The 12,442-nt window shown below is 50.5% G+C and carries 10 protein-coding genes and 3 pseudogenes; 1 reads left to right on the forward strand and 12 read right to left on the reverse strand.

Annotation, left to right across the window (positions count from 1 at the left end; translation table 11 throughout):
- Nucleotides 1–342: pseudogene (locus ACOTYN_RS24690) on the reverse strand (RHS repeat protein); the annotation flags it as partial.
- 19 nt (nt 343–361) lie between these two features.
- Here ACOTYN_RS24690 and ACOTYN_RS24695 point away from each other — a divergent pair.
- A pseudogene (locus ACOTYN_RS24695) lies at nt 362–463 on the forward strand (DUF933 domain-containing protein); the annotation flags it as partial.
- 53 nt (nt 464–516) lie between these two features.
- Here the strand turns inward: ACOTYN_RS24695 and ACOTYN_RS24700 are convergent.
- From ACOTYN_RS24700 to ACOTYN_RS24750, 11 genes and pseudogenes are all read right to left on the reverse strand, one after another.
- A complete protein-coding gene (locus ACOTYN_RS24700) occupies nt 517–810 on the reverse strand; it encodes a YciI family protein (RefSeq protein WP_071922141.1) in 294 nt (97 codons plus the stop codon).
- Between the two features lie 847 nt (nt 811–1,657).
- Entirely contained in the window at nt 1,658–1,885 is a 228-nt protein-coding gene (locus tag ACOTYN_RS24705) for a hypothetical protein (protein ID WP_071922148.1), read from the reverse strand.
- 663 nt (nt 1,886–2,548) lie between these two features.
- Entirely contained in the window at nt 2,549–3,016 is a 468-nt protein-coding gene (locus ACOTYN_RS24710; RefSeq protein ID WP_071922140.1) for a hypothetical protein, read from the reverse strand.
- A gap of 382 nt (nt 3,017–3,398) precedes the next feature.
- Nucleotides 3,399–3,541: pseudogene (locus ACOTYN_RS24715) on the reverse strand (RHS repeat-associated core domain-containing protein); the annotation flags it as partial.
- 250 nt (nt 3,542–3,791) lie between these two features.
- Complete coding sequence (locus ACOTYN_RS24720; RefSeq protein ID WP_071922139.1) at nt 3,792–4,223, reverse strand: immunity 26/phosphotriesterase HocA family protein; 432 nt, start codon at nt 4,221–4,223, stop codon at nt 3,792–3,794.
- Nucleotides 4,220–8,629, reverse strand: a complete 4,410-nt coding sequence (locus ACOTYN_RS24725; protein ID WP_332958404.1) for an RHS repeat-associated core domain-containing protein — start codon at nt 8,627–8,629, stop codon at nt 4,220–4,222. Before ACOTYN_RS24725 ends, ACOTYN_RS24720 begins: the two co-directional genes overlap by 4 nt.
- Nucleotides 8,630–8,632: 3 nt before the next feature.
- A complete protein-coding gene (locus tag ACOTYN_RS24730) occupies nt 8,633–9,073 on the reverse strand; it encodes a DcrB-related protein (protein ID WP_071922138.1) in 441 nt (146 codons plus the stop codon).
- Nucleotides 9,074–9,149: 76 nt separating this feature from the next.
- Complete coding sequence (locus ACOTYN_RS24735; protein WP_071922137.1) at nt 9,150–10,226, reverse strand: hypothetical protein; 1,077 nt, start codon at nt 10,224–10,226, stop codon at nt 9,150–9,152.
- A gap of 3 nt (nt 10,227–10,229) precedes the next feature.
- Nucleotides 10,230–10,784 (reverse strand): hypothetical protein, encoded by a 555-nt coding sequence (locus ACOTYN_RS24740; protein ID WP_227025634.1) that lies wholly within the window; start codon nt 10,782–10,784, stop codon nt 10,230–10,232.
- Nucleotides 10,785–10,860: 76 nt separating this feature from the next.
- A complete protein-coding gene (locus tag ACOTYN_RS24745) occupies nt 10,861–11,355 on the reverse strand; it encodes a hypothetical protein (RefSeq protein WP_230939116.1) in 495 nt (164 codons plus the stop codon).
- Nucleotides 11,348–12,442: type VI secretion system Vgr family protein (locus tag ACOTYN_RS24750; protein ID WP_421634782.1), on the reverse strand; the 1,095-nt coding region annotated here is incomplete at its 5' end. The genes ACOTYN_RS24750 and ACOTYN_RS24745, both read right to left, overlap by 8 nt.

Genomic DNA, 12,442 nt, shown 5'->3' on the forward strand with positions numbered 1-12,442 from the left:
TCCCGCGGCTGGCTGATGACCTCCGTCAGGCGGTGCTCGCCGTCGTAGCGGTAGTGCCAGCGGGTCTGTCCGTTATCCTTCTCCACGGTGCGGCCGTGGATGTCATAACGCGCGAATGCCGTTCAGCTGCACCAGGCGGTTATGCGTGACCTTCTCAGCAGATCCTTCCCGCGGGTTACCGGCGGCATCCCAGCGGCGGGACCAGCGGCGCGTCGACGGGCGCTGGGCATTGCCGGTAAAGTCGTCCCGGCGATACAGTCGACCAAGACGATCGTATTCGCTGCGGGTGGTCGGCAGCACCTGGGTGCGACTGGTCTCGCGGTAGAGTTCGTCGCAGGTATACTGGCAGCTTATTGAGGATAAAGGTCAGCAAGGAGCGGAAGGGGCGGTCCGAATGCGTGCTTAAGGTAAAGATTACATCATAAAAGATGGCGATGTGATGAACTTCTTGTTTAACGTTTGATTTGTTTTGAATGAAGAAAATCCACGTGTTGGCATGGATTTTTTATTGCAGGATCAAAACACATTGCCTAAAAGTTCTGCCTTCATGCTGAGTTCAAAAGGAATGATTTCGGCAGTCGCAAGCTTTAACGTCTGAAAAGGATCCTGGCGTAATCGCTCTTCAAGTGAGGCAAGACTCTCACACATAGCGAGAATGACACCACCGTTTCTCTGGACCCGTCTTCCGGATGCCAGGAAAATCCCCTCTGCATACCCCTTTTTTAGCCACTCCACATGCGCAGGTATCGCTGCGTCAATCTCTTCGAGTTGTTTTATATAGGTCAAAATGACAATGTAAACCGTGCTCATCCTTTGCCTCTCAGTTAGGTTTTTACGTCATTTGTTGGAACTGCTTATGCAGTCCCTCTTTTCCCAAATGGTATCGTTATAATTTTTAATGGGCTCATTTGATCTTAATATGCAGGTCCTGATTGAGACAACGCTTTATGCTTCATATCCCAGGAATAAAACCGATCATGCCAGCCGTTTCGCTTTTCAGCATAGTTACAGACTACAACCACTTCCTTTGACAGGTAGAAAGTTAAGTAATAGAAAATAGCACCTTCAGGAGGTGCAGAGAAAAATCGTTTTCGCCCTGAGCATTAAAGATGGTCAAAACGGTTGATAATGGGTTTGGCTCTCTTAACGCAAAGACTAATTGGCATGTTGAATCGACCACAGCGAGATCTAAGCAAGGTATATTTAAGCGTATGGTTCTTGTACAGCACATCCATTCGAGCAGTTTGTTTTCTTTAAAAAAACTAAAGTCAGCAATTATTTTCGCTCTTAATAAATAAGTATTTTCATAAGTATGATTCAAAGCTTATGTCGAAAATTTAGTATGTTGCATAAACATTAAGATGTTTCTATATACCCTAACAATATAATTTTATATCTGGCAGGCTGGCTTGGATCCTCTGCCAACTCAATATACACCGTGTCATCTGTAAGTAAATAAAAATACATAAACATCCAGATTGTTATATTTATAGCGAGGATTTAGATTATCTTAATATGTTATAAGTTCAATCTCCGAAACATAATATAAAACTTCACTTATTAAATCGCTCTGGAAATTCAAAATAAATTTGATCCCTTTACTCTTGAATAAAAAATCTCATAATTTAATTTTGGATGGGGATTTCATATCTTTATATCATGGACCATAAAAATGCATTAATGTGTTAAGATCATCTAAATCTTGTGCGGTTAGTTTATTTTTTTCCATTTTATCATATTCATAAATTATTCCTTTCATAGGAATACCAGATTCATGGTTAATTGCAAGAACCATTAACTTATCAATATCAGCCTGTTTTTTTAAAGTACTCGTTAAAAAATTATGGAGAAGTTTTTCAGCGTCTTTTCTTTCTAATAAATCCATGTTTTTATCCTGTAATTTTTTCACCGAGGTTAAGTTGTAAACTGACCATCTACTGATCTGGTAAAGCATGATGTTTATTTTAACTTAATCCTTTTCCTGAAGTGAACAAAAAATACTTTGTGGTCACAAATAAAACGAGAAGCATGCCAATGCAGTTTATTTTTAAGAGACTATCACAAATAGCCAAAATGATTAATCGCGGCTCGATATTTTATCAGAAAAAAATTATGAGTTAAGTCACCATCTGCTTTATCATTATTTCTGTTTTTGATTTTATTAACCGCTCCAACAAACCTTTCACTAGCACTTCTTAGTGGCATTGATAAATAATCATGGACCACTGCATGTTGATTTTTCGAAATACATTTACTCATTTAAAAAGAAGATTATTCTGTGACTCTTTTTCTGACATATTATATACTCCGGCATGTACAAACAGGTTAAAATCATATGATAATTACGTTCTGTCCGTAGCAATTGCAATGTTCCACTATTAATATACTCAGGGTATATACTTGCAAAGTTGCAATAGTGGTAGCGGGCACGTTCGTCAGAGATCTACACAGATTAACGGTAAATGCCACCATTCTAACGAATACTTGCCCCAGGCTTTTATTTCAAGTAATAATCCTTAGTATCAACCCTAACTAACACTTCAGTGTTTTATTTTTTAGGGTTCCAATCAGAGTAATCAGCAACACGGATTTCATTAAGAACGAGATCTAGTGGAACATGTGCAATGCTATCTGCGATTTCATCATATGGCGCTGGCAACTCGAATGAAAAACCAAAGTCGTCATTTATAATAATGCAACCATTAAAAATACGCTGTCTGTAAGTCAACTCTATTATTTCCCTCATCGTTTGGCCTGTTTGTAATATGTTATTATAGCGCCCCTTATAGTTTACATTACAACCAATAGAAATAATCGTTCCATCTTCAAGGGTAGCGATTGTCATTGTGTCATCTACAATATATGCAAGCCTTTTCTCATCATCAGGCAATAAATAATCAAAGTAAGTTATCTTATAATCGGCATATAACTCATTTATATATTTACTTATATTTTCATCCAAAAAAACGTTACCTAGTGCTCTTCCTGATAAGATATCAGCATTAAAATCAATCATTCCCCCCCCATTAAGTAAAACCCCGTCAACATAAACTGGTGAATCGGTTATTAAATCGTAATTTTTAAACTCTCCATGCCCAATTCGCCCATATACTACATCTGCACCATCTACTTCGCGATAAATTTTCCAGTAATCATTACCATGAATATTAGGTTGAGTTGGAGTCCCTCCGGGATGATAATCTAGTTTGTACGTAGTACCTGATTTTGCTGTTTTGACATATTGAATATGTTGGATAGCTCCAGGTTTATTGGCTTGTGGATATGTTCTCGTCCAACCTTTGGATGTTAAAATATTATGAACATCAGCGGTTTTTTTCCCCTGTTAATCTATCCACCCATCTTTGGGTTATACGATCTTTTTGAGAAAAACCACATTTTACCCCCCACGGATCCACCCACCCCAGCGCATTCGGCGCATACTGGTAAAGGTTTATCCCCCCGCCAGCCCTATCGGGTCCTGCTGCGTAAACTTTCCGCAATCCGGGTCATAATACCGGAACAGATTGTAGTGCAGCCCTGACGGGATGTAGTGGTAGCGGGTCAGCCCTCCCACCGTAGTGCAGACGACCGACTGTCATCTCCCGCTCCGGGCGAAGGTATGAGTATTGATATCCAGCTCTGCGGCGACAAACTTGTGGCTATTCTTCTCCAGCATGCATTGTTGTAATACTATTTGGCAAGACGATCATAAAAACTTGTGAATTTATTAAAGGTGTTAATGAGCTGCTGTTGTATGTAAACTAGCAGGGGAAGCACTCTTCCCCTGATGATCAAATATTTATCAGAACATTGTCGACAAGCTCAAAGCCTGAAACCCCCATAGTTGTGTAATTAGGATATTCAGCAACAGACAAACGCCTGATTTCCTCTTCCCCATCATATAAGCCACCAGCATAATTAAATATTTTTAATTGTTTTTTTTCTTCTGTGAGATTAGCATGCCCCATAATTTTCCAAATGCCTTTGCTAATATTTTGGTTGCCAGTGAAAATAACCTTCATCTCTTTGCCAAATTTTTCAAAAGATAGAGGTGTTAGTGAACTGTTCTCTTCAAACTCCTCTGTTTCCTGTATTGATAAAATGCAGAAACCTATTGCTTGCTTAAACTTTTGCTTTGGAGCAAAAACAACCTGGCAAAGCGCATACTTCCCATTACTCATCGGAATGACAAAGATGTCACCCTCTTTATATTTTACTTTCATAAGCCATTCCCTTTCAGAATTGATAACGCATCTTTCAATACTTCCCCACCCCAATCCCTACTATGACCTGCAATATCATATTTGCTAGCGTTTGGGTTATTAGGGCTATAGGATCTAATTTTATTGAGGAGATTTGTGAAAGAATTTGTTGACTTAGCTCCACCATTAAGATCCATAATCCTTTGTTCCAAAAACTTAGCTTCCGCTTTGGTCAAATTATTATCAAATATGGTCAACTGTTCCAAATGTGATTTACCCGGTGTATTCGCATGGCTATTCAAACGTGCTGGAGCATCCCCACGTCCTACATAGATAATGTTCTTTCCATCGTGTAGCACATACAACCCTTGACCATTTACTGGATCATAATGTTTGCCCGTACCTCCTGCCCTTCGAGTGGATGGTAACCCCTTACAAGGTGTAAGACCTAAAGGATCTGTCCAAACTATAGGATTAGGAGCATAGCTGTAAAGATTTAACCCGCCATTTAACCCTATTGGGTCCTGCTGCGTAAACCGTCCGCAGTCCGGGTCATAATACCGGAACAGATTGTAGTGCAGCCCTGTCTCACGATCCAGGTATTGCCCCTGCATACGCAGGTTCTGAGAATATCCTGATACCTGCGTTTCGCTTTCCCGCAGCAGCTTGCCCCAGGCGCTGTTCACTCCTTCCCAGCGCACCTGCCCTTCGATATCCGTCATCCGCTCCGGCGTGCCGTTGGGCTGACAGTGGAACCAGAAGATTTCCGGGGCATCAACGCCGTCGATACGCGCCAGCGGATCGTAGCTGTCCTGATCGCTGTAGACGTAGGTTAGCGGCACGTCCCCGTGCACTTCCTGCAGCAGGCGGAAACCTTCCCAGACAAACCGGGTGCTGACCGGCTTGCCGGTTGGCTGTCCGCCCAGCATCTGGCGTCGCGTTTTGCTAATGCGTCGTCCGAGCGGATCGTAGCGGAAGCTGACCTGCGTCTGCGGTTTGTTGCGGTCCCGCGGCTGGCTGATGACTTCCGTCAGGCGATGTTCACCGTCGTAGCGGTAGTGCCAGCGGGTCTGGCCGTTATCTTTCTCCACGGTGCGGCCGTGGGTGTCATAGCGCCAGCGAATGCCGTTCAGTTGCGTCAGGCGGTTATGCGTGACCTTCTCAGCAGCCCCTTCGAGCGGGTTACCGGCGGCATCCCAGCGCCACTGCTCCTGTCCGGGCAGCGAGCCGTCCTGAACCAGCAGGCGCCCGGCGCTGTCATACTGCCAGCGGTACCAGCTGAACGGATTATCGTCCCGCTCTTCCCGCACCAGGTTATTGCGGTAATCGTAATCCCAGCGGCGAGACCAGCGGCGCGGCGACGGGCGTTGGGCATTGCCAGTGAAGACATCCCGGCGATGCAGTCGACCGAGGCGGTCGTACTCGCTGCGGGTGGTCAGCAGCCCCTGAGTGCGGCTGGTCTCCCGGTGGAGTTCGTCGCGGGTGAAATCAGAGACCGACAGCTTATCGAGGGCAATGCCGAGCAGATGCCCGCTGCCGTAGTAGAACTGTTTCAGCTCGCGGCCATCGGGCAGCGTGACGGAGGTGCGGTTGCCCAGCGCGTCATACTCCCACGCCAGCTCGCCGTGTTCGCCCGCCTCGCGCGTCACGCGACCGAGCGCGTCATAGTCAAAGGCAAGCTCCTGCTCGGCCTCGGTGGTCCATGCGTCGGCTGAAAGCGCAGGATGCAGCCCGATCCGGCTTAATAGCCCGGATGGTGTGTAATGATAGCGGGTCTGTCCTTCGGGCGTGGTGCGGGCGACCAGCTGGCCGCTTGCGCTCCAGGCGAAGGCGTGGGTGATGGCCTCCGGGTGACCGGCGGCAAAGGTGCGCGCTATCGTGCGCCCGCAGGCGTCGTAGCAATACTGCGAGGCCACGCCATCAAGCCCTGTCTCTTCCAGCAGCAGCGAGTCCGCGCCCCAGCGGAACCGGTACGCTTCGCCGTTTTCGTTTTCCAGGGCAACCAGACGCCCGCGGCTGTCCCAGCGGCGGCGCACCTCTTCCCCCTGAGTATTGCGGGTGGCGGTTAAGCGCCCTGCGTCATCGTATTTGAACTCGCTTTCTTTCCCGTCAGCGCCCGCATGCTTCACCGGCAGGCCGCGCTCGTTCCATACAAGTGACTCCGTCCAGCCTTCCGGACGATCGAGCTGTACCGGACGTCCTGCCGCGTCGTAGCGATAGCGCGTCTCTTCGCCGTCGGCGCCAGTCTCGGCCACCAGCCAGCCGAGCGGATGATAACGGTAGCGGGTAATGCGCCCGGAACAGTCCGTCGCACGTACCATCTGCCCGGCGTCGTTATACTCCTGGTAGCGACTGTTTCCGGCGGCATCGACCTCCTCAACCACCTGACCAAACTCATCCCGGTGCAGGAGCGTGGTCTGCCCCATCGGGTCGACCACGCGCTTCAGACCGTGATGTTCGTCGTACCAGAAACGGGTCGCGCTGCCGTCGGCTTCGATAATGGCCGCCGGAAGCGCGCGGTGCTCCAGCCAGGTGGTGGTACGGGTATTGCCGTCGGCGTCGATCTCCTGCAGCCGGTTGCCCATTTCGTCGTAGACAAAGGTAACGGCATTGCCGAGGGGATCGACGCGACGGGTCAGAAGTTCGTTGTCATCCCACTCGTAGCGCCAGTTTTCACCGCGCTCGTCAACGTAACGGACAATCAGATTTTGCGCGTTCCAGTAGTGCTTACGCGTCTGGCCGTCGTAGTGCTCGACGGTCGTCAGCCCGGCGGCTAAATCGTAGGTAAAGCGGCACCCGTCGCCGGTGCTGGTGCGGTTTTCCACCACGCGCCAGTGGTCGAATTTTTGCCAGCGGTATTCACTCTCCAGCCCACCAGGCAGGCGGTGCCAGACCATCAGGCCGCGGTCATTATAGCGATATTCACGCGTTACCACGCCGGAGGCATCTGTCGCGCTCGCCAGTTGGCCGCCCGCATCGTAGCGCCACTGCATCAGCGGCCAGGAACGGTTGCCATCGAAATGGCTCGCCGACGTCACGCGCTGCGGGAAACGTTCATCTTCATAGCGCAAAGTAACATCTATTGCCCGTGACTCGTCGTGAAGACCAACCAGCCTGCCGTGCTCATCCCACGTCGTCAGCAGCGCGTTGCCGTATTCGTCGCTGAGAGATGCCAGACGCAGAACAGCAGGGTTTGCCCGGGTTGGTTTGTACAGACGCCACACCGCACCGTCGTCATCAGCTATCGCCACGTCGCCATTTTCATTACGGCGGATAATGATGCCTTCGCTGATGCTGTAAAACGCGCGGTCGACAGGCGGCAGCTCGAAGCTCAGCTCACGCCCAGTTTCGTCGAACCAGGTGGCGTTGTTTTCTTCCAGCGCCAGATAGCTGTCAAAGGGGGTTGCCCAGCCCAGCCCAAACAGCCCTTCGCGGGTGGTCAGGCTGTTATAGCTGCGCTGCCAGCGAAGCGGGAAGCGACCCGGCAGCGAGAAATCGAGTTCATCGTCGTCATTCAGTACCTTTACGCCGGTGGCGGCGTGAACCGGATGCGAGGAGCCAAACACGGCATTCACGGCCATATCGGCCAACATCCCGCCGCCGGCCGCCGCCAGCGCGCAGGGCATGTTTTTCAGAATCTTGCCCGGACGCCCGCGCAGCAGGGAGAGCGCAATCATCCCCAGCGCCAGTCCCGGCGTTTTACCGCTTTTGATATCGCGAACCGTAAGCGTGTCGCCGCCAATGATCACGTTCGGTGAGACGTCGTCGGAAATGGTGCCTTCGCAGGTGGTGCGATCTTTCGCGCGCACCGCAGGCTGTCCGTTGATAAAGACGCTTTTGGAGCCTTCCGCCAGATACTGCGGCCCGGAGTGTTTTTCGCACGCCACCTTGTCTTCTTCCAGCGGCGAGGTCCCCGCCGCGGCAGAGGCCACGCTCGGCTGCCACATTTCGCTGCCAAATTGTCCGGCGGCGGAAAGCAGCATCCCTGCGTAATCGGCAAAACTGCCCGGAGACTGCGGTTCAGGGGAAGGGGTATCCGCAGGCGTCAGCGTTCCGGCCGCGCGCGCGGCGGGGATCGCATTCGTCAGAACGTTATTCGAACCGGTGGTAATTTTGCCCGCAGGCGACGGAGGGAAAAGCGCATTGCCCAACCCTTCCGCGGCATTGCTGATATCGTCAGTGATCCCTGCCACGTTCGCCAGCACGCCGCCGATAATCCCGCTTAACAGACAGCTGGATCCAATTGCCGCCACGCCAGCGGCAGCAGCCCCCGCACCGAGGAGTGGCGCGGCTACGGTTGCAGCAGCGCCAACCGCCGCACCGATCACCGCATAGGCGGCACCTTCCGCCACAATGCTGGTGATGTCAGCAAAAATGCTGGAGTGAATAATCTCGTCGCCCTTACGGGCTGCGTTGTTATCGCTCATGCCTTACACATTCCGGTTGTCGTTTAGCGTCAGACTTTGCTTAAGCGCGCTCCAGCGCCCCTCGTCCTCTTCGGTGAACGCTCTGAGTGCCGAGAGGGTAAATATCATCAATACCGGTTTGCCCGGCGTCTGTACGGCCAGCTGTTTTTGCCACAGGCGTTGCCCGTTACGGTCGAAGGTGGTCTCAACTTCCAGCCCGTTAATTTTTCCGTCAGGGCCGGCTTTTACATTCCGGAATTCGCTCTGAGCAATTTCGCCCATCTGAGGACGCAGCACATCCCACTGCCGGTGAAACTCTTGTTCGTAGTCACTGCCGTCCGAAATGACGCCGCGGCTGACCACCACGGATAATCCGCTTTCGTCATCGCGAATAATATTCATACTGTTATCCTGCCAGGCAGCAGGAAAAAGGGAAAACGAACCTTCCTGGAGGGTGTATTTCATAAGTGAACTCGGGATGGTTGATATTGTGAGAAACAAGAAGGCCAATCCATGCTGGCCCTTTGGGCTGGCTGTTTTATTATTTACGCCATTGACCTGACTGTTCGACTAAAACCTGGCTGCCTTTGCTGACAACCAGTTTCGCGGGTGCATACGTCACGGTATAAACGATTTCGCCATTCTTGTACGTTGAGCCGATTATTTTACCTGCGGAGTCGCGCAACGTTTTTCCCCTTAAGGAGATCGTGCTGTTATCGCTTTTGCGCACTCCGAGATAAACCATCTGGGCACATTCGCTCTCGAAATGGCCGCACTTGTTTATCAAAGAAATAGCGAATTTTTCGGTTTCCAGTTTTCTGGATTCAGCGTGATGATCCGAACCGGCTTTATGTAATGTATAACGCAGCGGAGCATAATCATTGCCATGTTGAGGAGGCGTTACTAAACGCCATTCCATTTCATTCCCCTTTACTTCCAGAGCAGCCCGCCCACCTACACCGCCAAACGATGAATTGAACTCAACAGTGGCACGATTGCCAGCAATCGTACCGCTAAGATTACGCTCATCATCCTCGGGGCAATCAATGCGGTTTCCTCTCCGGGAGATATAGCAATAAGAGCCGGTGATACGGTTGCCTGACCGAGCTAACTGCAGGGTTAACGTCGAGTCGCTCCCGAACTCGCCTGCCCATACCCCGTCAAAGGCGAGTCCTGATTGGCTGTTCGATGCAAACTGCAGCGTATTGAATCTGGCAGCCCATTGCTGAATATCGGCATGAATAACCGGACTATTATCTGAAGACTGGTAATGAATAACGTCCGACTCCGGAACCACCCAGGCCGCAAAGATTTTGCCGTCAGGATTGATGACCAGCGCTGACGCATTCTCCAGGTAGAGATCCTTTAGCCAGCCTTCAACAAACAATCCGCCACCTGTGGTGGTATGCGGTTCACCAAAGACATCAAAGTTATCAATAAAGGTCTGGTAATGATTTCCCAGCGTCTTCCTGAGACTGTCTGTCACTTCGCTGTCGTTAACGATGCTGCTCACCGTATCAAGCTTATTGTATTGCGATAATTCAAGCGCCGATGACGTTTCAACGACGCCTGTCAATAAAGCGGTGAACAATGCGACTGCCAAATATCTTTTGGTCATAAATCACTCTGAAGTACCATTTTCGTAATTCATGGTTATTTTCACAACCTGACTGTCTATAACCTTAAAAGAGAGCAATTTCTTACCCAATTCATAGGAAATCCACTTCTCCCCGGAATCATTTTCGAACTGACCATCGCCGTACGCATTGTTCAGCTCTCTGATTGTTGAACCCACATGAACGCCACGCGGCGTTAAAATATCTGAGGCAGTCAGCGTAATCTGGGACACGATATAATCGTCAACGCTTCTTTCTGCTTTATCCCACCAGAGATTGGAACTGAATATTTCTAACCCAGCCTTTTGATGCTGGTAGAATTTATAGTTTGTTCCGTCAAAAGGAACTTCACCGACAAAATGGCCTTCCAACGGCACGTCAATTTTACGGGCAATATCAGGAGTCCATCTGTCGCCCAATGCGACAGGCTGGTCTTTAATCTGCACAGAAAAATCCCGTTTTGTCAGAACGGAAGGCATCACCTGAGCCAAAACCACATTGCTGCTCAGACAGGTAAACATCAGGGCAGAAAAAAGAAATACCGGAGTGTTTTTTTTCACGTTAATTGTCATTCAATGAATATTTATTGCGCTTCTCACCACTGGAAACCCCGTCAGGACATGGGAACTGTGTTTCTTATTCGGCGCTTATGACGACAGAATCCAGACAGTCAGGTTTTTTCACGGTGAAACTGAAGCTCACCTTTTGTCCATTACTGTCTTTTGGCGCGGTATAACTGGTCACTTCATTCTCAGAGCGGCCTTGCGGATAGTCAGTGAGCACCAGTTGCGGAAAGTGCATTTTAACGGTATCAAGCGTTATGCATTGACCTGACGGTGAAAAATTCAGTAAAGGCGCCATGTCGCCGTTATCTTTGCTTAAACGTAAACCAATTTCGGTAATGCTCGCTCCATCATCCAGTTTGAAATCGTCAGCATTGTAGAAATTGATATATTCATTTTGTCTGGTGATCTTAAATGACAACGGCGCATTGCTTAGGCTTGTAACGGATAATGATCTGAGTGATGCGCTCATCCCGGAAATGAACTTCCAAAGATCCTGTTTCTGAGCGCCTCCTTCAGCCATTCCCGTCGTTAATAATGCGATAAGCACCGCACCGGCCTTACTCATCTTTTGGCGTAAATTTCGCCTGCACAGCCGCATCAATATCCCCTTTATGCCCCGATCCCGGTGCCGTGGTGCCCGGCTTGGTTCCCGAGGTATTCAGGTGCAGCTTACCGCCCGTGGTGATATAACCATCCCCTTCCACGAAGAAGTTAAACTCTTTACCGATCAGGTTAATCTTGCCGTTAGCATTCAGCTCAATGGCGCTTTCCCCTGAGACCAGCCGCAGCTTCGTCCCAGAAGCAATGACGTACTGCTCCACCGCCGCATCCAGCTTGCCTTTGCCGGTCAGGATCTCAGTCCCACCTTTGACAGCCTGGGTCTGATTCGCTTCCACGCGATGCAGTTCATTTTTCTTCACGTAATGGCTGCGCTCGCCGCCGACGCTGTGCGTTTCATCATTTTTAACGCTGGTGTCCATGTTGCGCTCGGCCTGGATCCACACCTGCTCTGCACCTGCTTTATCCTCAAAGCGCAGGGCGTTGGCGTTGTCCACGGAGCCGTCTTTCGTCCGGCTCATAAAGCCCATCTGCGTCGCCGCCGCCGGCAGCGCCCACGGCGGCATGCTCGCGTCGTTGTACACACGCCCGGTAATAATCGGACGGTCCGGGTCGCCGTTGATAAAGTCCACCACCACCTCGTCGCCGACGCGCGGGATTTGCACCCCGCCGTAGCCCTGGCCCGCCCACGCGCTCGACACGCGCACCCAGCAGGAGCTGGTGTCATCCCCCTTCGCCAGCCGGTCCCAGTGGAACTTCACCTTCACCCGGCCGTATTTGTCCGTCCAGATGCTCTCCCCCTGCGGCCCCACGACTTTCGCCGTCTGCGGCCCGTAGGTGCGCGGCCACGCCGTGCTCTGCGCCGGGCGATAAGAGACCGACGCCGGGATGACCGTGAAATCGGTCCTGTGAACAGTTTCACCTTCCCCGCTGGCGTAGCGGTTCTCTTCGAAGTGGTATCCCGCAGCCGTCACCAGATACTCGCCGTTATCGCTGAAGAACGGCGCGTTGGTCAGGGTGAAGGTGTGGCCCGGTGCAATCCCCGCCGCCGTGGCGGTGGCCTGAATCTGCTGGTGCTCAACCTGCCAGCGCTC

The organism is Enterobacter cloacae complex sp. IR5458 (assembly GCF_049238025.1).
Lineage (GTDB): Bacteria > Pseudomonadota > Gammaproteobacteria > Enterobacterales > Enterobacteriaceae > Enterobacter > Enterobacter kobei.